20 protein-coding genes and 1 pseudogene are annotated in these 22,680 nt (G+C 42.9%); 9 read left to right on the forward strand and 12 right to left on the reverse strand.

Annotated elements, in window-relative coordinates:
* Nucleotides 1–128: 128 nt before the first annotated feature.
* On the forward strand, nt 129–746 hold the full coding sequence (locus tag ABM313_RS05420) for an ISAs1 family transposase (protein ID WP_434686669.1): 618 nt from the start codon (nt 129–131) through the stop codon (nt 744–746).
* Nucleotides 747–773: 27 nt separating this feature from the next.
* A pseudogene (locus tag ABM313_RS05425) lies at nt 774–938 on the forward strand (IS5/IS1182 family transposase); the annotation flags it as partial.
* A 210-nt stretch (nt 939–1,148) separates the two neighbouring features.
* Here ABM313_RS05425 and ABM313_RS05430 read toward each other — a convergent pair.
* The 5 genes from ABM313_RS05430 to ABM313_RS05450 all read right to left on the reverse strand — a co-directional run bounded on the left by ABM313_RS05430 (nt 1,149) and on the right by ABM313_RS05450 (nt 6,161).
* Complete coding sequence (locus ABM313_RS05430) at nt 1,149–3,044, reverse strand: ribonuclease J (RefSeq protein WP_434686670.1); 1,896 nt, start codon at nt 3,042–3,044, stop codon at nt 1,149–1,151.
* 215 nt (nt 3,045–3,259) lie between these two features.
* On the reverse strand, nt 3,260–4,153 hold the full coding sequence (dapA, locus tag ABM313_RS05435; protein WP_434686671.1) for a 4-hydroxy-tetrahydrodipicolinate synthase: 894 nt from the start codon (nt 4,151–4,153) through the stop codon (nt 3,260–3,262).
* Between the two features lie 72 nt (nt 4,154–4,225).
* Nucleotides 4,226–5,242, reverse strand: coding sequence for an aspartate-semialdehyde dehydrogenase (locus ABM313_RS05440; RefSeq protein ID WP_434686672.1), 1,017 nt, complete (start codon nt 5,240–5,242; stop codon nt 4,226–4,228).
* A 138-nt stretch (nt 5,243–5,380) separates the two neighbouring features.
* Nucleotides 5,381–5,653 (reverse strand): DUF3143 domain-containing protein, encoded by a 273-nt coding sequence (locus tag ABM313_RS05445; protein ID WP_094533689.1) that lies wholly within the window; start codon nt 5,651–5,653, stop codon nt 5,381–5,383.
* Between the two features lie 34 nt (nt 5,654–5,687).
* Complete coding sequence (locus tag ABM313_RS05450; RefSeq protein ID WP_434686673.1) at nt 5,688–6,161, reverse strand: J domain-containing protein; 474 nt, start codon at nt 6,159–6,161, stop codon at nt 5,688–5,690.
* 207 nt (nt 6,162–6,368) lie between these two features.
* On the opposite strand from ABM313_RS05450, the gene ABM313_RS05455 reads away from it, so the two are divergent.
* Nucleotides 6,369–7,280, forward strand: coding sequence for a phosphatidate cytidylyltransferase (locus ABM313_RS05455; protein ID WP_434686674.1), 912 nt, complete (start codon nt 6,369–6,371; stop codon nt 7,278–7,280).
* 68 nt (nt 7,281–7,348) lie between these two features.
* Here ABM313_RS05455 and ABM313_RS05460 read toward each other — a convergent pair whose 3' ends face one another.
* On the reverse strand, nt 7,349–8,176 hold the full coding sequence (locus tag ABM313_RS05460) for a prepilin peptidase (protein ID WP_434686675.1): 828 nt from the start codon (nt 8,174–8,176) through the stop codon (nt 7,349–7,351).
* 85 nt (nt 8,177–8,261) lie between these two features.
* Nucleotides 8,262–8,660 carry a DUF4189 domain-containing protein gene (locus ABM313_RS05465; RefSeq protein WP_434686676.1) on the reverse strand — a complete coding sequence of 133 codons (399 nt, stop codon included), beginning with the start codon at nt 8,658–8,660 and terminating at the stop codon, nt 8,262–8,264.
* A 460-nt stretch (nt 8,661–9,120) separates the two neighbouring features.
* On the opposite strand from ABM313_RS05465, the gene ABM313_RS05470 reads away from it, so the two are divergent.
* Together ABM313_RS05470 and ABM313_RS05475 are read left to right on the forward strand one after the other, a co-directional pair.
* Nucleotides 9,121–9,948 (forward strand): TrmH family RNA methyltransferase, encoded by an 828-nt coding sequence (locus ABM313_RS05470; protein WP_434686677.1) that lies wholly within the window; start codon nt 9,121–9,123, stop codon nt 9,946–9,948.
* 370 nt (nt 9,949–10,318) lie between these two features.
* Nucleotides 10,319–10,963: a GAF domain-containing protein gene (locus ABM313_RS05475; protein WP_434686678.1), complete on the forward strand. Its 645-nt coding sequence runs from the start codon at nt 10,319–10,321 to the stop codon at nt 10,961–10,963.
* Here the strand turns inward: ABM313_RS05475 and ABM313_RS05480 are convergent.
* Nucleotides 10,960–11,499, reverse strand: a complete 540-nt coding sequence (locus ABM313_RS05480) for a hypothetical protein (RefSeq protein WP_323262922.1) — start codon at nt 11,497–11,499, stop codon at nt 10,960–10,962. The two genes, ABM313_RS05475 and ABM313_RS05480, sit on opposite strands and share 4 nt — an antisense overlap.
* 128 nt (nt 11,500–11,627) lie before the next feature.
* On the opposite strand from ABM313_RS05480, the gene aroH reads away from it, so the two are divergent.
* Nucleotides 11,628–12,008: a chorismate mutase gene (gene aroH / locus ABM313_RS05485; RefSeq protein WP_094533703.1), complete on the forward strand. Its 381-nt coding sequence runs from the start codon at nt 11,628–11,630 to the stop codon at nt 12,006–12,008.
* A gap of 73 nt (nt 12,009–12,081) precedes the next feature.
* Nucleotides 12,082–14,124: a tetratricopeptide repeat protein gene (locus ABM313_RS05490; RefSeq protein ID WP_434686679.1), complete on the forward strand. Its 2,043-nt coding sequence runs from the start codon at nt 12,082–12,084 to the stop codon at nt 14,122–14,124.
* Between the two features lie 10 nt (nt 14,125–14,134).
* On the opposite strand, the gene ABM313_RS05495 is transcribed toward ABM313_RS05490, so the two are convergent.
* Nucleotides 14,135–14,749, reverse strand: coding sequence for a PIN domain-containing protein (locus tag ABM313_RS05495; RefSeq protein ID WP_434686680.1), 615 nt, complete (start codon nt 14,747–14,749; stop codon nt 14,135–14,137).
* 226 nt (nt 14,750–14,975) lie between these two features.
* Between ABM313_RS05495 and ABM313_RS05500 the strand changes: the two genes are divergently transcribed.
* A complete protein-coding gene (locus ABM313_RS05500) occupies nt 14,976–17,615 on the forward strand; it encodes a M1 family aminopeptidase (RefSeq protein ID WP_434686681.1) in 2,640 nt (879 codons plus the stop codon).
* Between the two features lie 31 nt (nt 17,616–17,646).
* Here ABM313_RS05500 and ABM313_RS05505 read toward each other — a convergent pair whose 3' ends face one another.
* The 3 genes from ABM313_RS05505 to metK form a co-directional block, all read right to left on the reverse strand.
* Nucleotides 17,647–19,458, reverse strand: a complete 1,812-nt coding sequence (locus tag ABM313_RS05505) for a phosphodiester glycosidase family protein (protein ID WP_434686682.1) — start codon at nt 19,456–19,458, stop codon at nt 17,647–17,649.
* Between the two features lie 7 nt (nt 19,459–19,465).
* On the reverse strand, nt 19,466–20,518 hold the full coding sequence (locus ABM313_RS05510; RefSeq protein WP_434686683.1) for an NADP(H)-dependent aldo-keto reductase: 1,053 nt from the start codon (nt 20,516–20,518) through the stop codon (nt 19,466–19,468).
* Between the two features lie 85 nt (nt 20,519–20,603).
* The gene (gene metK, locus ABM313_RS05515; protein WP_434686685.1) at nt 20,604–21,842 is read right to left on the reverse strand and encodes a methionine adenosyltransferase; all 1,239 of its coding nucleotides are present in this window, start codon (nt 21,840–21,842) and stop codon (nt 20,604–20,606) included.
* 261 nt (nt 21,843–22,103) lie between these two features.
* Between metK and ABM313_RS05520 the strand changes: the two genes are divergently transcribed.
* Nucleotides 22,104–22,580 carry a T3SS (YopN, CesT) and YbjN peptide-binding chaperone 1 gene (locus ABM313_RS05520; protein WP_434686687.1) on the forward strand — a complete coding sequence of 159 codons (477 nt, stop codon included), beginning with the start codon at nt 22,104–22,106 and terminating at the stop codon, nt 22,578–22,580.
* The last annotated feature ends 100 nt before the right edge of the window (nt 22,581–22,680 follow it).

The following is a 22,680-nucleotide window of genomic DNA, read 5'->3' on the forward strand; positions in this document are numbered from 1 at the left end:
CCTAGCCCTCCCCTTGTAAAGGGCAGGGCTATTTCAAGAAAGGTCAGGAGGGAACAGAAAAAGGCTAGAGACAGATTTAAAGATGTGTTTGTAATAATTTAATCTAATCAAGTCAAACAAACCAAAAAATGAGTAACAGCCTAGTTGATTACCTGCAAGAGATAGCAGATCCACGACAGGCAAAAGGGAGTCGCGATGAATTGTGGCAAATCTTGCTGATAGTGATCATGGCAATCATGAGTGGGTCTCAGAGTATTCAAGGATGGGGAAGATTTGCGGAGAGACATCGACGAGACCTAATCCAAAGACTAGCCCTCAAACAAAAAACAGTACCATCCTACTCAACCATGAGAAGAGTAATGATGGAAATAGACTATGAACGGCTTAACAGTGCATTTAACAAATGGGCACAGAGGCAAATCATAGCCACAGGAGTAGCCATAGCAGGAGATGGCAAAAGCCTGCGAAATACAGTCAGTAATTGCGATAACAGCCAACAGAACTTTATCAGTATGGTGTCCCTATTTTCACAACAACAAGGCACAGTAGTTGCCACTGCGGTGACGGAAAACAAAAAAGAGAGTGAAATTAGCGTCATTCAACAGTTGCTATCACAGCTTAAGTTAGAAAATCATGTTTTTACGATGGATGCTTTACACTGTCAAAAAAAACAGTCGAAGCGATTGTCGCTAGCAAAAATGGTAGTGATGCAAAGTAATGTTCAAGCAAAAAGAGAGGTATTGTAATGATGAATGAAGTACCAAATAGCGCCCCGTTCTTTAGCAGAAAACGCAATGTTTCGGTTCAAAAAAATCTTTGGTGCTACTTTATGTTCTCTTAAATTTGACAATCAGGCGGTTGAGTTGTTCATCAAATGTGCTGCTCTTAATCGCATGATTCAACTTGCCAAACCTCTCTCCTCTCCTGTTAATCGTTAATTATCTATCCTAATTTCCTCAATCTTCTGTCTTCTTCTTATTCATGCAACAAAGCCTTTAAATCCATAAAATAAAGGCGGCGCGAAGCACCGCCTTTATTTATGAGTTTTTATTTGAACAAAGAGGGTAAATACCCCACCGCTCTGCGGTGTGAGTAAATTCTAGTAAAAAAGAATTTGATACCCCGTCCCCTTGCGGCGAGGGATTCATTTAGACAGTTGCCGCAGTGCGCTTACGTCTGCCAGCGCTAGCAGTGGCAGTACCTGTAGTTGTCACTTCACTATTCGCCGCAGCACCGTTACCATTACTTCCATTCTCAATCTTAGGAATTACTTTGCCACTACCTGCTTTTAAAGTCACACCCAAAGCATTGGGCTTCGCGGCGGGGACTGGTGCAGATTGTGTAGAATTTGGAGGTGTTTGCAGTAGGAACACGATTACTGGTTTGCTTTGGATTTGTTGACGCAAGACACGGGTGAGATCACGTTCAAGTTGTCCACGTAAGCCAGTCCAATCAACTTCTAAAGAACCAACGTTACGGGCAAAGTTACCCCAAGAATTAGCCAAAGAGTTCTCGATCGCCTTCGCAACTAGAGCAATAATCTGCGAATGTTCCATCGGTAGAACTACACCGCTTAGTTGAATATCAGGAGATGTGGCAAGCTTACCATCCAGCCCAACGGATACCGCGATCGAGAAGATACCTTCACCAGAAATCTGTTGGCGATCGCGTAATACATCACCTTTAACCATCCCGTCGCGAGAAGAATCGACTAGCTCAACGCCAGAAGGAACTTTATCGACGATCTTCATGTAGTTTTGGCAAACTTCGACAACATCACCATTTTCGGCAATCACGATATTTTCGCTAGGCATGCCCATTGCTTCCGCCATCTTGGCGTGTTGTCTGAGCATTCTCAATTCACCATGAGCAGGGAAGAAGAACTTCGGACGCACAAGCGCCAACATCATCTTATGTTCTTCTTGAGAACCATGCCCCGAAACGTGAATACCTTTGTCATTACCGTAAATTACATTTGCACCTAGCGCCATTAAGCGATCGATCGTCCGCACAACTGGAATTGTATTGCCAGGAATCGGATTGGCGGAGAAGATCACTGTATCGCCTTGACGTACTTCGAGTTGCTTGTGACTGCAATTAGACATGCGTGTTAATGCTGACATTGGCTCACCTTGAGAACCAGTAGTCAAAATCAGAATTTGATCATCACGATAATGACGGAGATTTTGCAAAGGTTGGAATAAATCGTCGCGGCACTTGATGTAACCGAGATTACGCGCATGGGCAATCACGTTCAGCATTGATCTGCCGACGACACCGACGACACGACCTTGCTTATCGGCAATATCCAAAATCATGTTGACGCGATGAACCGAAGAGGCAAAAGTGGTAATAATCACCCGACCTTGAGCCATCATGATGTACTTCTCAAGGTTGGGATATACAGCCCTTTCCGAAGGTGTAATGCCTGGACGTTCAGCATTAGTAGAGTCACTAATCAAAGCCAATACACCTTTTTCGCCATGTTCGGCAAGGCGAGCAAGATCAAAGAATTCACCATCAACGGGAGTATGGTCAATTTTGAAGTCACCAGAGTGAATCACCATCCCCGCAGGTGTATTAATCGCGATCGAGAAACTATCGGCGATCGAGTGCGTATTGCGAATGAATTCTACAAAAAAGTTAGTGCCGACACGGACAATATCACGGGGCATAACGCGACGTAGTTCGGTACGATTTAGAACCCCTGCTTCACGCAGTTTGTCTTCGAGCAATGCCATTGCTAAGCGAGGACCATAAATAACAGGAATTTCAAACTGCTTCAAATGGAAGGAAATTGCACCAATATGATCTTCGTGACCATGGGTGACGATCATGCCCTTAATCTTATGTTTGTTTTCACGTAAATAAGTCATATCAGGCAATACGACGTTTACTCCTGGCATCATATTGTCAGGGAAAGACAATCCCCCATCAAGGAGCATGATTTCGTCGTTATATTCAAATACCCATGTATTTTTGCCAATTTCATGGAGTCCACCGAGGGCGATAATTTTGAGAGCTGGTGTGTTAGATGTAGTCATAGGTTATCTCTTATGTAAAGGAAAAAGTAAAAGGTCAAAAGGTAAAAATTGAATATTCTGAATACTCAAAGTGATTCAATTTAATGGGGTGAAGTCAAACTCTGCGGTTATAAATACTTAGATAGAATGACTAAAAAGGTGCATTCCCCCCCAAGTTCATAATTATCAGAAGCAATAAAACTTTATGTCTCTAGATTTGAAGTTGTCAGCCACTATTAGGAAAGAATTCCAACTTTTTCTAATACAACCTTGAGCTTTGCTTCAAGTTCAGCATTACCAGAAACTAGAGGTGATCGCACTACACCTGTATCTAATCCCAATAAGCGCAAAGCTAACTTGAGAGGAATCGGATTACTAGTTAAAAATAAAGCTTTAAACAAAGGAAAAAGTTGAATATGAATTTGCAATGCTTCTTGAACTTTACCTACGGCAAAGGATTGCATCATTGTCTGAAGTTGTTTGCCAACTAGATGGGAGGCAACGCTAACCACTCCCTTTGCACCCACAGCCATTAATGGCAATGTCAGAGAGTCATCGCCTGAATAGATCGCAAAATCGGCTGGTGTGAGGGCGCGAATTTGGCTGGCTTGATCTAAATCACCTGTTGCTTCTTTAATCCCAATAATATTAGGAATCTCAGCTAATTTGGCAACAGTCTCAGGTTCTAGTTTGCAGCCTGTGCGACTAGGAACATTATAGAGAAGAATCGGAAGCTCTGGAGCAGCTTCAGCGATCGCTCGAAAATGTTGATATAAACCTTCTTGCGGAGGCTTATTGTAATACGGTGTTACTTGCAGTGTACCATCTAATCCGAGATGTGCGGCTTTTTGAGTAGCCTCGATCGCTTCAGAAGTGGAATTTGATCCTGTACCTGCCATGATCTTCGCTTTACCAGCGATCGCCTGCTGTAACACCGAAAACAATTTGTATTCCTCATCCCAACTCAGGGTTGGCGATTCGCCTGTCGTACCGCACACGACAATCGTATCAGTTCCCGTCTCAACCAAATGCATGGCAAGCTGTTCTGCTTTCACATAATCGACATTCCCTTCTCTATCGAAAGGAGTAATCATTGCTGTTAGTAAACGTCCGAAATCGATTTCATTCATAGATACTCATAAATAGAGACTTGCTAACCAAATTTTGCTAGCTAAAAATAGTGTTTTGCACTGTTTATTGGATTAGATGAGAGCCTTAGCAATCAGTAACTCAGCGATCTGGACTGCGTTTAAAGCTGCCCCTTTGCGAATTTGATCACCGCATATCCATAATTCCAAACCATTAGGGTGAGAGATGTCTTGACGAATTCGCCCTACTAACACGTCATCCTTACCACTAGCATCAATCGGCATTGGAAAATAATTTTTAGTAAAGTCTTCCACCAACTTCACACCAGCCGCCGTAGCCAGAATTTCTCTAGCCTTGTCTGGATTAAAGGGATGAGCAAACTCTAGATTAAGCGCTTCAGAATGTGCTCGCAATACGGGAACCCGTACACAGGTAGCCGTGATCCGAATATCTTGATCGCCAATGATCTTGCGAGTTTCATTCACCATTTTCATCTCTTCCTCGCAATAGGAATTTTCAGTCATTGGCGAATTATGTGGGAACAGATTAAAAGCGAGTGGGTAGGGAAGAACCTCAGGTATGGCTGGCTTACCATCGAGAATTGCTTGAGATTGCACTTTTACCTCTTCCATCGCTCTTGCACCTGCGCCACTTGCTGACTGGTACGTAGAGACGACAATGCGCTGGATTGGTTGTACTTGATGTAGTGGATATATGGCTACGGTCATCAAAATGGTCGTGCAGTTAGGATTGGCAATGATGCCTTTGTGCTGTGTAGCCGCTTCAGGATTGACCTCTGGCACAACCAGTGGGACATCGGGGTGCATCCGAAAAGCACTGGAGTTATCAATGGAAATAGCTCCTGCCTTAGCCGCGATCGGTAGCCATTTCTTAGAAATACTCCCACCTGCGGAAGCAAGCACAATATCCACATCATCAAAAGATGATTCGGTAACAGCCTCAATAATTAAATCTTGCCCTGCAAAGGAGATCGACTTACCAGCTGATCGCTCTGAAGCCAAAAGCTTCAACTTATCTAAAGGAAAATTTCTTTCTCCTAGCAAAGCCAGAAGCTCTGTACCAACTGCGCCTGTTGCTCCAAGAATGGCAACGTTATATTTCCTACTCAATGAACCTCCAAAATAAAAACATCAAATTAGGTGGAAAACTTTTGCTAAGACGATGAAGTGACTTATGTATAGTTTCGTCATTTATGTCTTGCTTGATTACATAGTAACAAACTTTCAGAATATTGCTAATTTTTTTGGCTAGGGACCCGTAAAAATTGCATCTTCAACATCTTGGCGACTGAGGGAATAGGGAAATGCGCGTTGAATTTCTTTGCCACCATAGGCATCTTGGATATAGCGCACACGGATATCTTCAACATCCATCACGATTTCTGCTTGCCATGATGATCGCGTAACGCGCCAGACATTAGGGTTGGACTGATCTTGATAACATCCCTGCTCGTCTAGCCATGCTTCAAGAGCAGGCAAGGGATGATTATAGAGTGGTGTTGTAGGAGAGGGAAGCGCCATAGCAGACGAGGTTATAAGAATTGATAGAAAATTGTTATGAGAAGTAAATCACAAAAGCTGATATAGGTGCGATCGCTTCAGGTAATAGGCGATCACCTCTTAGTAGGGCGACTAAAACAACTAACACTAAACAAGCAACTAGCGTAGCACCAATTAACAAGAGTGAAAATAGTTCACCACCAGATAATGGACGCTCACTAGGTAGACCATCATCATCTGCTGTTTGGAGATTTTTGGGTATTTGATTTTGGGATTTTACACCATTATCAAAGGTTGCGTACTGAAATCGTGAAAACTGAATACGCCGATCATAGGCACTGCGACGCTCGGCATTGCTAAGTGTGGCATAGGCTTCATTAATTTGGCGAAAGTTTTCCACTGCTTCATCTTTAGGCAATTGGGTCGTATCAGGATGATAAAGCTTGCTCAGATCGCGATAGGCTCGACGAATATCGATTTCACTTGCCCAAGGAGTGAGTCCGAGGATGGCGTAATAGGTTTTAGACATAGTGCATTCAGTCAGATTTTAAAGATATACAGATACAATCTACCGACAAAGCCTATAAACAATCTTCTCAAAAATACTAGAATTCGCAAATTTGCATAACGATTTTGTTGCTTCAACTGTTGATAGGAGTATATTTACTTCTGAGGTAGCACAATGTCTAGCTTTGTGTAAATTGCCCATATCCACTTTCTCAGTTGTGCTATTTTCATGCCTTGGACTCGCATTATCAGTGCTTTATTAGTTATTCCCCTCGTACTAGCGGCGATCGCCCTAGGTGGATGGGCGTTCACCGCAGCATTTGCATTGCTGGTGGTTTTTGGTGAGATGGAATATTTTGCATTGGTACGAGCCAAGGAAATTGTCCCAGCCAGCAAGATCACGATCTTCGTTAGTTTAGCATTGCTCATCGTTTCACAAATAAGGGTTGATCTTGCGGATGCAGTCATCCCGATCGCAGGAACATTTATTTGCTTTTATCTGTTATTTCAGCCACGCATCGCCACGATTTCTGATATTTCCGCGTCAATATTGGGATTGTTTTATGGTGGCTACCTACCTAGTTTTTGGGTGAGGATTAGGGGGATCGGCGATGGCACTATCTTTGAAGTCAGCGATCGCCTGCACCAGTTTGATTTCTTTAATCAATTACGCAATCTCGATCAGCTTTCATGGTTGAGAATTACTTTCCCCGTATCCTCTGGTGCAGTTTATGTAGTGATGGCTTTTTGCTGTATTTGGGCATCCGATGTGGGGGCTTATATATTTGGCAAAGTGTTTGGACGCACCAGACTTTCAGATATTAGTCCCAAGAAAACCGTAGAAGGGGCGATCGCAGGGTTATTGTGCTGCTGCCTAACGGCGATTATCTGGGCCTTTAGTCTGGGATGGTATGAGTGGTGGCTATCGGGTGCAATTTTGGGCTTATTAATCGGGATCGCTGGGTTACTGGGTGATCTGACAGAATCGATGATGAAACGTGATGCTGGGGTCAAAGATTCGGGGCAGATTATGCCAGGACATGGCGGCATTCTTGATCGTGCTGATAGCTATGTGTTTACTGCCCCTTTGGTGTATTACTTCCTGACTTTGATTTTGCCTCTTGTACATAAAGCTTCTTGAGCATTGGCTTTTTGCTATTTATTGCCTATTAGCTACAAGTCTTTGCTGATCAGTATAGAAGTTGAATATTAAGCTAGCCCAAACCAACCAAGATAAGTTGAAAGAATTGACTTACCAAAAAATAGTGAAATTGCGCCGCCTAAGGCTAAAAATGGACCAAATGGAATTGGCTGTTGTTTTCCTAAATCTTTGGTAAGTATGGCGATCACCCCAACAAGAGTACCGATCGCTGAAGCAATCAAAATCGTCAGCAAAACATTTTGCCAGCCTAACCACATACCAATCATTGCCGCAAGTTTTGGATCACCACCACCCATTGCTTCTTTTTGGAGGAAGACTCTACCCGCAATTCGCATAATGTCTAAAAGCCATATACCTAGAACGGCTCCACCGATACCAAATAGTAAAAGTGTAGGAAAAGCAAGGCGATCGCCACTATTAATCGAAGCTAGACTAATTTGATAGATTAAACCTAATACCAAACCTGATTGCGTTAAGGAATTAGGCAATGTCATTGTGTCAATGTCAATCATGGCAAGTGCTAGTAACCAACTGAGAAACGCGGCATAAAAACACAAAATTATGACTGGTATCGAAGTTCCGAAAGATGAAGCCACACACCAAAATAGAAATGCTGTTAGCGCTTCGATCGCAGGATAGCGCCATGACACAGGTGTATGACAATAACGACATTTTCCCCTAATCAAAAACCACCCAATAATCGGAATATTATCGCGGGACGCAAGTTGACGCAGACAATGGGGGCAACGCGAAGGCGGATGCAAAATTGATAACCCCGCAGGAACGCGATAAATTACCACGTTTAAGAAGCTACCAATACAAGCTCCGAGAACGATCGCTAAACATTGCAAAAATAGGGATTCAAGTAATAGCAAAGAGTTTGAAAAAGGTAGTTAAATAATAAAGAAAATGAGTCAAGCAATGCTTGACTCATTTTCTTTATTATTGATTTATTTGGGTTTATTTAGGCAAACATATTGTGCGTGTTACTCTACAATCTACGCCATCATAATCGCGGCAAACTTTGCGAGCAGTTGCTTCCGCTTGTCTACTGCTTGTTGACCAAGCAGTTCCTGCTGCACCGTTGCTACCCTCTGCGATCGACATGCAAGCATTACGAGTCCACACCATCACCTCACAATCTCCTGGGGCAGAGCTACTTTCACATTCTTGCAAGGCTCTATTTTCAGCAGCTGCACGAGTTCGATAATTCCAAGAATAGCCTTTGTCTTGAGTTGAAGGAGAGCGAGCGATCGCACCATAGCTATTTTGAGCTAAAGCTTCTAGCGCTCCCACAGAAATTGTTGGAATTATAACAGCCGCAGCGATTGCTAAAGAATTCCAGAAATTTTTAGACATATACAATCCTCCCAAACCATTGGTGACTCCCTATATTTTGTATAGTACCCCGCAAGTTATATTTTTCTTAACTGCGTTTAGATATTTGTAACACTTAAGATGATAATTAAAGCCCGTAAAACCTTTGTTTAGAAAGAGTTTTAACTATCTTTTAATTAGGATATTATTCTCAATAAAGTCGCAAAAGTAGCTCTTATTGAGAATATACTAATGTTTATTTGCTTAAGAACATAAACTGTACAAAAATGTAGGGATTTGGTTCCCTAATCCTCTTTCAAGATGACATTGCAACATTATGACCAAACATACTTGTTCTACGTAAAATAACTTTATATAGCGTTTATCAGTCCAGTGAAGACAGGGGGGAAACAAACCTTTGTAACTCACTTGCTTGAAAAACGCTATAGTCACGGCTATATTAAAATGTCAATGAAAGAACATTTACTCTAGGAATTAGCAATTGCTCACCAGTACCAAAAATCCATTAGTTAAGCAACTACGATCGCTTGGTGAGAGTGCTAAAGATCGGAAAGAACAAGGGCTGTTTTTAATAGAAGGAACTCATGCCCTGACAGAGGCGATCGCTACAGCTTATCCGCTTTCAATAGTTTGTTGCACCGAAAAATGGATCGCCGCCAATCCTGATTTGTATGAACAGATTGCAGGGTCTGAGGAAATCGAAAGACTAGAAATTGTCTCCGAAGAAGTACTTCAAGCGATCGCCACTACCAAAAATCCTGACGGGGCGATCGCGGCAGCTCTAATGCCATCTCGCACAACATCTCGCGAAATTGCCCACATTAATAGCTTAGGCTTAGCCTTAGAAACAATTCAAGATCCTGGAAATATTGGTGCGATCGTGCGATCGGCGGTTGCTGTGGGGATTGACGGCATGTTGGTGAGTAGTGACAGTGTAGATTTGACTAATCCCAAAATTATTCGGGCTACCGCAGGGCAATGGTTTCGTTGTGCGATGCAAACATCTACAGATATCGCTGAGGATATTCGCACATTGCAGTCTCAAGGGATAAAAGTAATTGCTACGTTAGCTAATGCGCCTAAAACCTATTGGGAATATGACTTTACGCAACCGACTTTGATTTTGCTAGGTAATGAGGGTAATGGGCTATCACCAGAATTAATTGAACTTGCCGATGCAGCGGTATCAATACCTCAAAGCGATCGCGTTGAGTCCTTAAATGTGGCTATTTGTGCGGCTCTACTGCTCTATGAAGCAAAACGTCAGCGATCCTATCCCAAATCACAAAATGGCGTAGCCATTTTGTGATTTTAAAACTCCTACTGGGTTTGGATTTTAATTACCGAAAGTGTGGCTACACTTTCGGTAATTGGTATTAGGTCAGATCAGCTAGGGCGAAATTAGGTTTGGATCATAGTAACGAAATTAGTATTGGGCAAACCAAACCCCAAAATGTAAGTGGCGGTGCAAAGCGCCGCCACTTACATTTTGGGGTAGCAACCCTGCTATAGCAACATAAGTTTTGCACCAAAAAGATGAATGGCGGCGCTTTGCGCCGCCATTCATCTTTTTGGTTTTATGCCCTAAGCAAAACTTACGTTGCCATATAAATTGCTGCAAAAAGCTCTGTAAACCCAAAAATCGGATTACACTTTTTTTTGAAGCAGCACATTGAAATATGAACCTGACAAAAATCAACTCACAAGACTCTTCAATCCCTAATCGCCTAAACGTGGTTCCTTTCCAGTCCAGTTTAGAAGAGCATTCGCTACTAATAGCGTCTCAAGCTGCAATCAAGTTACAAACAAATTTACTCAAAAGTTCGATCGCCTATGCTCAGTCCATAAGTGGTAGCCTCATCCTTAAAGCTACGCTCAAACAGACTTTGGAAATTCTCACCCAATGTACTGATGCAGGTGAAGGGAGTATTTTTTTGATTAATGAAGATGGACAGATTGAGGAGAGTATATTGGCGAGAAGCCCTGTGACAAGAGATCGCAAAGATTCCGTAATTTCTAAAGTTTTAGATGAGGGTTTAGCAGGCTGGGCTTTTCGCCATCGACAGATCGGCATCATCTATGATGCGGTTACTGACGACCGTTGGGTACAGTTGCCAGATCAGCCCTATGTTGCTCGCTCGGCTTTGGCAATTCCTTTAATCTATGGCATTGAGGCGATCGGGATTATTACACTGACGCATCCTCAGCCAAACCATTTTAATGAAGAGTTCGGCATGATGATGCAATATTGCATGGAAATTATTGCGGCAATAGTAGTTAATGCTCAATTACATGCTAAGTACCGTCCTTTAGATTTAGTCTAATGGGGAAGAGTTAAGGCTGTGTAAATCGTCCAGCTATCCATTAGGAGTAATAAAAGAGTAAACATTAGCAAAATTAGATACATCCAAGGCTGAGCCAGAGGACGCACATCTCTTGTATCAATTCCTGTGCGCTCTTCAACCTGTTTGACTAATTGCGTAAAGCCAACTACCCGCATTGGTAATAAATAAGCCTGCTCTGAGTCTTTGCTGACAAAATAATAAACAATGCCACCCTGCCCAGTAATCCTTGGTTTGAGAGCTTTGATATTTTGCCAAGGCAATGACCAACCCTTACGCAATAAACTCGGAAACCAGCGTGGGTAAACCAAACTAATCCCTTGATCATCAAGAATAACGCGATCGCTAAGCGCCCCATACAAAAACACAAACCCGATTACTAAGCCAATACTTAACCATGAGGCAGGAATCGTCGCATGGGTAAAGTTGCTCAAAAAGGGCAAAGGAGCAGTGAGCGCGGTATATAACAGTAATAAAGTAATCCGAATCAGTGGCGAAACTTTAAAAACATTGATCATATTCACTAGGGATTTTATGTTTTAGGCGATCGCAATTAACTTAACATTGTTTTTTAGGGGTAATCTGATAAATGATGGATATGATTAAACATCAAAAACACTTACATACAGTACGGATGGTGTAAAACGTGGGTTGGCGTGTACGTGGCGTTCGTGGTGCAACAACAGTTGAGGCAAATACATACGAAGCCCTAGAGAGGGCTGTGCTAGAGCTTATGGAGGAGATCGAGGCACAAAATGATATTGATCCGCGCGAAATAGTAAGTGCTACTTTTTCGGCAACAACAGATATTGATGTGGTCTTTCCTGCCAAAATCGCCCGATCGCGATCACAATGGGAAAATGTTCCACTTTTAGACGTGCAGCAAATGTATGTTGAGGGTAGTTTAGAGCGCTGTATCAGAGTATTAATTCACGTAAATACACCGCTTGAGCAACACCAAATTAAACATATTTATTTAAATGGCGCACGTGATTTGCGTCCCGATCTCGTTTACGCTCAAATTTGAGAAAATAGAGGGAGTGCCAAGCACTCCCTCTATTTTCTAGATACAATCAGTTCAAACGTAAGATAATAGCCCTATGGTCACAAGAATTTTTCTGTGTAACGAACAGACTGAACCAGAGATTCGCGATTTTATTCGTGAAGCGATCGCCGATATCTCTGAGGGGGAGCAGTATATCGTTACGTGGAACTGCGGCAACATTCAAACACTTAAGGTGGGCGATCGTGCTTACTTTAAGCGAATCGGTAGTGCCAATCAGGGCTATTTTGCTTCAGGAACTGTAGTTCCTGCGGATCGTGAATATCAACTCAAACTGCGATCGGCTCGTTATCGGGAACTGAGCGAAGCCTACGACATTGACTCACAAGCTAATAATTTTCGGGTATGGGTGGCTTGGGATGCCTGTGTTAGCTTTGACGAGCCTCTCAGGACAGATTATTTAAAGCAGTTGCCACATTTTCAGGGAATGCCTCTCGAACCACAGAGTGATGCAGGTGTATTTCGTGAGGAATATGTACGAATGCTCGATCGCGAGTGGGAACGTCAGACCCAAAAGGCTTTTCGGGCGGGCAAGGGCATTAGTCTGATTGATGTTTATTACCGTTGGGGATTAGAGGATATTCAGCAGGGTTTCCCTCAAGATGCGTTGGAGTCATTTCGGCAAGCGCTGAAACTCAACCCTAATTTTATCAAGGCATATTTGGGGCTAGGTGATGCCCATGTAAGTTTGCGGGAATATGCCAAAGCGGTGGGAGACTATGGCAAGGCTATTTCTATGCGTCCTGATAAGGCGAGGCTAGCCTATTACAAGCGGGGTGAAATTAATTTCTTGCTAGGACAGTTTCAGCAGGCGATGGCAGATTTTCAGGCGGCGATCGCCATTGATCCAAATTATGCCGATGCTCATTTTTCTTTAGGTAATACCTATTTCAAGCTTAAGAGCTACGAACAGGCGATCGCTGCCTATAGCAAAACCCTTGAGATTAGTCCTGAGCGAGATTTGGCAGTATTTCGACGAGGACGCTCTCATTATATTCTTAAGGAATTTCCTGAATCGATTCGGGACTTTAGCCATGCGATCGAGTTACAGCCTAGCAATGTTGATGCCTATTACTATCGTGGTTTAGCTTATTCTCAGCCTGACACTGCCGATGAAACCCTTGCTGGTGATGATTTCCGCAAAGCGATCGTCCTCTATCAAACTCAGGGTAAACCTGAAAAGGCAAAAAAAGCGAAAGAGTTGTTGGAAACCCTTGCAATTGACTCTTTGCCTAAGGCTAGACCAAGAAGCAGCTATGCGATCAGTGCTGCTGAACCTGACACCAATGCTGTTGTAGATACTCCGCCCGAAATTATTGCTGAAGTGCCACTAGCTATGTCTACGAGTACCGATAGTAATGACGATCATGATGAAGAGACTAGCAGACTCATTATGGCGACGGAACCAATCTCCAATGAAGTCGCTATCTCTAACGCTGAAACTGCCATATCTAATTTGACTGAAGCGATCGAAAAGATTGTGGAAGTTGAGAAGATTGTGGAAAAGGTTGTGGAAGTGGAAAAGATTGTTGAGGTTGAGAAGATTGTAGAAGTAGAAAAAATAGTTGAGGTGGAGAAATTAGTTGAAGTCGAGAAGGTCGTTGATCGCGTAGTTGAGAAATTTGTAGATCGTGTTGTTGAGAAAGTTGTCGAAAAGCCAATACCTTTCTCCATCGAAGATCCTAGCACTGCCGAAAAACTGGCGATGATTTCGGTGATGGCTCAGTATATGCGTGAAGGTTGGATGGTGCGATCGGTAGATAAGTCACAAGTCGGTTACGATCTGGAATGTACTAAAGATGATCTTTGCGAAGCAGTGGTGATTAAAAGCTTTACCAGCGATCGCGAGTCCTTTGCAATTTCGGCGATCGAGATTGAAAATGCTCGTAGCAACAAGGATTTTGTCTTGTGGGTAGTCAGTGGTGCTGCTGAAAATCCTGAATTACGCTGTCTACGAGGACGTGAGCTATTCGAGCAATTCGACCTCGATCCGCTCGCCTTCGCCGCCAAAGTCCGACAAGCCACAGTTCAACTAGAATTTACGCCAGTTGCCCTAGAAATACCACAATTTGAGCAATAAATAGTCTGTATTAAAATGCATACTCAATTTGTTTTGCTTGATTGAAATAAATTTTTTTGCTGTTGAGTAATTGTTGGTAAATCTCATCAACCGTGGGTGTTAATTCCTTCAAACACAGAATAGATTTAATATGATTTTTTAATTTAGCCTCAGATTTAGGTCTACTTTTTTTATCAATAGATGTAAGCTTCTGAAATACTATTTTTAAATGTTCTTCTGAAATACTATTTTTTGATTGAGTTGTGGGGGGCGTGGAGTTTGATTCCATAATCAAAGGTATATCCTCACTGCGCTTACAAAGTATTTTTTGGCTTTTGAGATAAGCAATTAGTGGATCGAATCCCGTATCTTTAGAAATAATATGAAAGAAAGCATCTGCATCTTTTTGAGTTAGTCTTCCCAAGACAAATGTGATATGAAAATCAAGAGCATTTTTGCCACTACCATTTATTTGAATCCATTCAACTTGACTTCCTAATTCTTGAGATTTTAGGACTAATTCAACAGGTATTTTAGTTTGGTTTGTACCAACAAATATTTTGATATAAAAGTTCTTGCCTTTAATAGAATTCAAATCAATATTTTGTACGTTTTCATAGTCAACTAAAATATAATTATTCTTCATAAAAAGGCATTTACTAATATCGTTTATAAAAATGAATTTCTTTGTTTTTAGTGAAGTTTGATATTAGGCGCATTCTTCCCCAACTAATTATTCGTATTTTATAGTTTACACACAGTTAAGTATTTATACTACTGAATTTTTAGTTGCTTTCAAGTCTATCTCTCCCAACTTTTTTGAGATTGCTATACTATGGTGAAATCAAGGCAAGTATTAGAGATCGAGTTTTATGACCCGCAAATCTTGGGATAGCTATTTAGAATTAGCCTCAGAATTAGGATTTTGGGATGGCGATAGTGACAAATCGAAAAAACATAAGTCTTTTCATCTACCAGGAGCAAAGCCACATTACAACCCCGATCGCCCAGGACAGGTGGAGCATATTGCCCTAGATTTGGTGCTTGATATTCCACAACAAGCGATCGCGGGTACTTGCAAGATTCGTCTGCGACCTGTACGCGATGGGATTACTGATTTGACTTTGGATGCAGTGAACTTGCGGATTGATCATGTCGCCATTACCGATCAAATAGAAGCAAAGCCCGATCCAGACAAGACTAAATGCAAATTTGACTATGATGGTGAATTCCTAAAAATTTATCTAAATCAGCCAACTAAGGCAAATGTGCCAATTGAAATTGCGATCGCCTATGCTGCCGAGCAACCTCAACGCGGGATTTACTTTGTCCAACCGACAGAACATCAACCCAATAAACCTACGCAAGTGTGGACACAGGGCGAAGATGAAGACTCGCGCTATTGGTTCCCTTGCTTTGATTACCCTGGACAACTAGCGACTTCCGAGATTCGGATTAAGGTCCCTAAGGACTTGATGGTGATTTCTAATGGAGAATTGATTGAAGTTAAGGATCTCAAAAAAGAGAAGATTTATCATTGGTCACAAAAAGAAGTTCATCCTAGCTATTTGATGACTCTTGCGATCGGTGATTTTATTGAAGTAAAGGATGAATGGAAAGGGAAGCCCGTCACTTACTATGTCGATAAGTCACGCACTGCTGAGGAAGCAATCCTGACGATGGGTAAAACCCCAAAGATGATCGAGTTCTTCAGTGAGAAGTATGGCTATGACTATGCGTTCCCTAAATATGCACAGGTCTGTGTTGCTGACTTCATTTTCGGTGGCATGGAAAACACTTCCACAACTTTACTAACCGATCGCTGTGTTTTGGATCAGAGGGCTGCGATCGACAATCGCTCTAGTGAAAGCTTAGTAGCTCATGAGCTTGCCCACCAATGGTTTGGCGATCTATTAGTGATTAAGCATTGGTCTCATGCATGGGTGAAGGAAGGCGCAGCAACCTACGCCGAAGTACTATGGACAGATCATGAATATGGAGCCGAAGAAGCTGCTTATTACTTGCTGGGTGAAGCACGTCGCTATATTTCTGAAGATAAAGAGCGCTATCGTCGTCCGATGGTAACCCATGTATATCGGGAAGCGATCGAACTATATGATCGCCATATCTACGAGAAGGGTGGCTGTGTTTACCACATGCTTCGCACCGAGTTAGGTGATGATTTGTTCTGGAAAGCAATCCATCATTTTGTGCGGACTAATGCCCATAAAACCGTGGAGACGATTGATTTGCTGAGAGCGATCGAAGAAGCGACAGGCAAAAACTGTATGTTCCTTTTCGATCAATATGTATTTCGTGGTGGGCATCCAGAATATAAGATTGGCTACAGTTGGGATGGGGATAATAACTTGGCGAAGGTCACAGTTACCCAAACTCAAGATGAATTGTTTGATTTGAAGATTCCCATTGGCTTTGGCTTTGAAGAAGTATCCGAGAATCAAGCTTTCACAGTGCGTCTATTTGAGAAGGATCAAGCTTTTTACTTCCCTTTAAAACAGAAGCCCAAATACATCAGTTTTGATCGTGGTAATAACTATCTCAAGCAAGTTAGCCTTGAATATGGGATTGCGGAACTAAAAGCTGGCTTGCAGTTCGATCCCGATCCGATCGCCAGAATTCAATGTGCCGAAGCCTTGGCAAAAAAAGGTGGCTTGGAAGCGGTAAAAGCGCTCGGACAAGCCCTTATCGATGAGAAATTCTGGGGTGTGCGGGTGGAGATTGCCGAAAATCTTGCGGCGATCAAACTCGATCAAGCTTTTGAGGCTTTGGCTAAGGGATTGGAAGATCCAGATGCCAAGGTGAGAATGGCGGTAATTAATGGTTTAGCCCAAAACAAGGTGCAGAAGAGTTTAGATCTGATCAAGCCCTTCATCAAAAAAGGCGATCCTAGCTACAACGTAGAAGCAACCGCCGCAAGGCTAACGGGTGACTTGGCAGCAGCTTTAAGTTCAGAGCGAGAACCTTCTAAGGTAGTGAAGCTCTTACAAACAGTTCTCAAAGAGAGGGCTGGATGGAATGAAGTGGTGAGATCGGGTGCGATCGCAGGTTTAGCTAAACTCAAAGATTCCGATGAGGCGCTGGAAACGGTTCTCAAATACACGGAACCTGATGTTCCACAACCATTGCGTTTAGCCTCAATCCGAGCTTTAGGTGCAATGGGTAAATCGCAATCGAAGCCAAAGACTGAGCAGATTCTCAATCGTTTAAAAGTAATTGCTCAAGAAACTTTCTTCTTAACACAGATGGCTGTTGTGGGCGCTCTTGGGCAAGTCGATAGTGCCGCAGCTATTGGCGTATTGCGATCGCTGTCTGATTCTACCCCCGATGGAAGGGTACGTCGTGTTGCCGACGAAGCAATTCAACGGGTTCAAAAGGCGATCGGTAAGGATGCAGGACTAAAGCAATTGCGAGAAGAACTGGATCAACTGCGTAAGGACAATCAAGATCTCAAGAGTCGTTTGGAAGCGATCGAGGCAAAAGCCAAACCATAAAAGAAGAAGCACCCAAAGGGTGCCTCTTCTCTTAGAACTGTGGTTTAGCGGGTGGTGGGGTGATGAAAATGGCGATCGCATTATGTACAGGAGCAATTTCTGTTATAGGACGATTGAGAATTTCACCACCTAAAAACAAGCTCGAAGAACTACCACCATCAAGATTAAGCGCATCAACCGCTCCCATTTTTTTGAGAACCTCCGCAGTTTGCAAGAGATTAGGAGCAACGCCTTCAGGTGCAGCTTGAACAGTAGCAAGGATTAGTTTACCTTTCTCTTTCGTAGTAGCGATCGCACTGCGATTAGCTGCTTGAGTATCAAATCCTGCTTGAAATTGTTCTACTTTACCATCTAAGGACAGACTTCCATTTTTCAGTAGTAAGGGACCCGCACCAATTAAGTTAGGGAAATTTGCAAACTTGTCAGGAATAAAAGCCTGACGACCACGGACAGTCATGCCAATAGGTAATTGTTTAGCCGCTTCAGGAGTTTGTCTTGCGACTAAAACATAGCCGTCATTAGGAATAGTGATTTGCCCCACACCCACTGCACCGCCTTGATATTGAGCCACGACGCGATCGCCACGAACTACAATTAACAGTTCATTTTCGGTAAGTGGTGAATATACACTGCCCCAATTAGGCGTATAACGAGCTATGCCTCTCTGGACATAGCCACTATTGAGATTAGTCAGCGCAATCGTAATTTGATTTGCAGTACTGATTTCTTCTTTGAAATTTAGGCGATCAATCAGTGTTTCCCCCTTCTCATTCCAAGCGATCGCTCCTCTTACTAGCGCCGTTCCTGCTAACCAACGATTGCCTTCACGAATCGCCCCAACAGGTAACTTCCTAATCCGATTAAAAAATCCGCCATTAATCGCCCCTACCGCTTGCGCCTGTTGCACCATTTGCGGCAGAGGCATTAAGCCTAAGATTCCGTTAGGAGAACTATCGGGATTACTCCAGATAGCACGTAATTTTAATTGTGGAGATTTCAAATCAACTTCTAGAGCCGTTACTGCAAACTTAATTGTTTTTGGTTCTTTATCCGTCTTCGGTTTGTTGGGAATTTCCACTACCCGTTCAATTCTTCGCAATCCATCCGCCCATTGCACAGTTAAACTTGGTGGTACATAATCACGCCGTAAATCGATCACAATCTTAGGTGTCGGACTACTCAGCATCTCGATCACAGGATTAATCGATTCATTCGTTTGAATTTGAATTTGGGTTAATTTACCCTGTGGCTGCACATTAACCGACTTAACGAAATTACCTGCGATCGTATTTGTCCCAATAGGCAAGTCAGCCGCCACCTCAGCCGATACAGCTACGGTAATCACATTGCCCTGCTGACTAACTCGCCAAGGAGTACGGCGATTCAGATCGATCACAAGGCGATCTCCCCAAGGTTGTTTGCTGCGACGCACAGCTTGCATGGTCGCATCGGGGGTGTAAATATTCAGGGCATTTCCTGCTATTTCTGTCCGCCATTGTTCAGCGAAAGGCGCAAGATCAAGATAGCGAAATCGACCTGTATTATCAAAGGCAACTCGCGAAAATGTAGGGCTCGAAAACCATCGCAATCTTTGGCGATCGGCTTTTTCCGAATCCAGCATCTGCACACCTAAACCACCCGTTAGCCAATCTTCCTGCACGTATAAGCTTTGTTGCCCTTGTTCCACCCTTCTGATCCAACGTCCTGACCAAGGCTGCCCATTTAATTGAATTACATTTCCACTATCGGGGATGGTTGCCGAAGGTGCGCTATCAGCTATCAGGATTTGGCAGCTAACAACAGCAAGAAAGGGAATTAGCGTTTTATGATATGTCATTTTCATGATGTGCTTAAGGCGCAGGATTGAAATAGCGAGCATGAATTTGGTCAATTTCAGTCAAAATCTCCGCACTTAACTGAATCTTAGCACTGTCGATATTTTCCTTGAGTTGTTCCATTGTGGTTGCGCCAATGATCGTGCTTGCCACAAACCAACGACTTCGTACAAATGCTAGCGCTAAATGGGTTGGTGATAAATCATATTTCTGAGCGATCGCCACATATTCTGCGGTTGCTGCCTTGACATTAACTTTGCTATATCGTTGCCCAAAGTTTGGGAATAGCGTGATACGAGTATTAGATGTTGCCTCTTGGACATACTTTCCAGATAAATGCCCAAAAGCAAGTGGACTATAGGCAAGCAAACTTACCTGTTCACGGTAGCAAGCTTCAGCAAGGTGACTATCAAAGGTACGGTTTAGCAAATTATAGGCATTTTGGACTGAGACAATCTTGGGTAAACTTAGCTGCTTTGCAATGTGACTAAATTCACAGATACCCCATGCAGTCTCATTGCTAACTCCCAAATGGCGAATCTTCCCAGATTGAATTAATTCGGCAAAGGTTTGTAGTTGTTCAGCAATACTAACCATTTCTCGCTCTTGCATAGGCTCAAAACTCACTTGCCCAAACATCGGTACATTGCGATCAGGCCAGTGAATTTGATAGAGATCGATATAGTCAGTTTGTAAGCGTTTGAGGCTATCATCAACGGCTTGCAAAATATTTTTGCGACTGAGAGCTGCGATCGAGTCATCCCGTAGCCAACTGTAGTTACGCCCTGTACCAATAATTTTAGTAGCAATAATTAGTTGATCGCGTTTTTGCTTAACCTGTGGTTTTGCCAACCATTCTCCAATATATTGCTCAGTTCTACCCTGTGTTGCTGCATTTGGCGGTACTGGATACATCTCAGCAGTATCAATAAAATTGATCCCCTGTGCGATCGCATAGTCTAGTTGCTCATGGGCTTCAGCGATCGTGTTTTGTTGCCCATAGGTCATTGTTCCTAGGCAAATTTCGGACACCAAGAGTTCACTTGTACCTAGTCTCTTATATTCCATGTTTAATGCACATATACCGCAAACATAACAATAACATCGCATTAATAAGAAAGGCTCGCTTAGCGAGCCTTTCTTATTGATTAAATTAAGCGTTCTTTTTCAGGATTTCTACTTTATCTAGACGTTCCCAAGGTAGGTCTAGATCATTGCGTCCCATGTGACCATAGGCTGCTACATCTTGATAAAAACGTCCCTTGCGATCGCTTGGTAAATTTTGCAAATCAAAATTCTTAATAATCGCCGCAGGGCGCAGATCAAAATGATCCTTAACTAAGCGGAGTAAAGTTTCCTCGTCAACTTTGCCAGTGCCGAAGGTATCAATGTGCATACTGGTAGGACGCGCCACACCGATCGCATAGCTGATTTGTAACTCGCACTTACTTGCAAGCCCTGCCGCCACAATATTTTTAGCAGCATGACGGGCTGCATAGGCGGCACTGCGATCAACTTTTGTAGGATCTTTGCCTGAGAAAGCACCGCCACCATGACGTGCATAGCCGCCGTAGGTATCAACGATAATTTTGCGTCCTGTTAGCCCAGAATCGCCTTGTGGTCCACCAATTACAAACTTACCAGTAGGGTTAACTAGGTAGCGAGTTTGGTCATTGGGCTTGATCGATGTATCAGCAAAACTAGGCAAAACTACATGTGTCCAGAGATCGGCTTTAATCCGTTCTTGTACTTTGGCTTCTTCGCTAATGCCATCGATCGCCGCATCATGCTGAGTCGAGATCAGGATCGTATCGATCTCCACAGGCTTATCACCTTCATAAACCACGGTGACTTGAGTTTTACCATCGGGGCGCAAATAAGCCAAAGTGCCATTTTTGCGAACCACTGATAACTGACGGGCTAAGCGGTGGGCGATCGCGATCGGCATGGGCATAAACTCAGGCGTTTCGTCGCAAGCAAAACCAAACATAATTCCTTGGTCACCAGCGCCAACTGCTTCGAGGGCAGCATCTTCTTCTTCACCAGTGCGGGCTTCAAGCGCTACATTCACCCCTTGAGCAATGTCGGGAGACTGTTCGTCAAGCGCGACCATTACCGCACAGCTATTTGCAGAAAAGCCATTATCAGCATCTATATAACCAATTTCCGCAATTTTTTTCCGAGCAATATCGACGTAGTTGACATGCGCTTTAGTTGTGATTTCCCCTGTGATCAAGACTAGACCCGTGTTAACTACAACCTCGGCAGCGACACGCGATCGCGGATCTTGAGCCAATAAGGTATCGAGAATCGTATCGGAAATTTGATCACAAATTTTATCAGGGTGACCTTCCGTAACTGATTCAGATGTAAATAAGAAGCGACTAGCCAACTATGTTTCCTCCTAAACGCAAGAAGTAATAAGGCAAATTTTTTGTATCTCTTAAGATTTATCCATCATAGTACAAGGCGTTATTTGGGCGTTATTTGTTTTGGCTGGTTTAATTGCCGCCAAGTGACCGCAAATTATTTCAAAATTATTTCAAAAATCCTATGACAATGTAGCTGTGTATAGGTATAGTCTGATTAATCTAATTACTACTTATTGATTGTCACAATCATAAAGTGTTCTCAAACCATGGAGGCTAATAACTTGAAATTTCAAACTACTGCTCAAGAAGCCTGTTATGAAAAAGTAGTAACATGGATGCAAGAGATATTTGGCAAATGTCCCTGTGCTCGCCAAGATATCCCAGGATTAGGCATATTTATGGGATCGGCGCTAGTGGAGGTGCTAGTCTTTCCTTGGGACGAAGATGATGCGGTGATTAATACTCGCTCTTATGTAGTAGTTGGAGCAGAGTTAAAGCCAGACTTAATGCGATACTTACTTGAAGAAAATGCCAAGATGATTTTTGGAGCCTTTGGGATATCGCCAGATAGTGAAATTCTCTTTGAGCATTCGATAGTCGGCTCTACCTGCGATATGAAAGAGCTAGAAGCCTCAGTTAAAGCTGTAATGGAAATCGCTGACGAATACGACGATAAAATTGTCGATCGCTGGGGTGGTAAACGTGCGTTAGATCGCATTCATGCTGGTACGTTATCCAATAATGGCTGGTCATTATAAAAAAACAAAATAAAAAACAAAGGGGACGTTTAGCGTCCCCTTTGTTTTTTATGAGAGCGCAAAGCGCTATATTCTAGGTAACTGCCATTTAGCAAAGTCC

This window comes from Pseudanabaena minima str. Chao 2107 (genome assembly GCF_051131155.1).
GTDB classification, from domain to species: domain Bacteria; phylum Cyanobacteriota; class Cyanobacteriia; order Pseudanabaenales; family Pseudanabaenaceae; genus Pseudanabaena; species Pseudanabaena minima.

Coding starts and splice junctions, on each gene's coding strand:
- ABM313_RS05510 (WP_434686683.1), bottom strand. CDS start 20,518: ATGGAATATAAGAGACTAGGTACAAGTGAACTCTTGGTGTCCGAAATT.
- dapA (WP_434686671.1), bottom strand. CDS start 4,153: ATGAATGAAATCGATTTCGGACGTTTACTAACAGCAATGATTACTCCT.
- ABM313_RS05475 (WP_434686678.1), top strand. CDS start 10,319: ATGAACCTGACAAAAATCAACTCACAAGACTCTTCAATCCCTAATCGC.
- ABM313_RS05430 (WP_434686670.1), bottom strand. CDS start 3,044: ATGACTACATCTAACACACCAGCTCTCAAAATTATCGCCCTCGGTGGA.
- ABM313_RS05500 (WP_434686681.1), top strand. CDS start 14,976: ATGACCCGCAAATCTTGGGATAGCTATTTAGAATTAGCCTCAGAATTA.
- ABM313_RS05495 (WP_434686680.1), bottom strand. CDS start 14,749: ATGAAGAATAATTATATTTTAGTTGACTATGAAAACGTACAAAATATT.
- ABM313_RS05505 (WP_434686682.1), bottom strand. CDS start 19,458: ATGAAAATGACATATCATAAAACGCTAATTCCCTTTCTTGCTGTTGTT.
- ABM313_RS05480 (WP_323262922.1), bottom strand. CDS start 11,499: ATGATCAATGTTTTTAAAGTTTCGCCACTGATTCGGATTACTTTATTA.
- ABM313_RS05445 (WP_094533689.1), bottom strand. CDS start 5,653: ATGGCGCTTCCCTCTCCTACAACACCACTCTATAATCATCCCTTGCCT.
- ABM313_RS05450 (WP_434686673.1), bottom strand. CDS start 6,161: ATGTCTAAAACCTATTACGCCATCCTCGGACTCACTCCTTGGGCAAGT.
- ABM313_RS05455 (WP_434686674.1), top strand. CDS start 6,369: ATGCCTTGGACTCGCATTATCAGTGCTTTATTAGTTATTCCCCTCGTA.
- ABM313_RS05420 (WP_434686669.1), top strand. CDS start 129: ATGAGTAACAGCCTAGTTGATTACCTGCAAGAGATAGCAGATCCACGA.
- ABM313_RS05490 (WP_434686679.1), top strand. CDS start 12,082: ATGGTCACAAGAATTTTTCTGTGTAACGAACAGACTGAACCAGAGATT.
- ABM313_RS05465 (WP_434686676.1), bottom strand. CDS start 8,660: ATGTCTAAAAATTTCTGGAATTCTTTAGCAATCGCTGCGGCTGTTATA.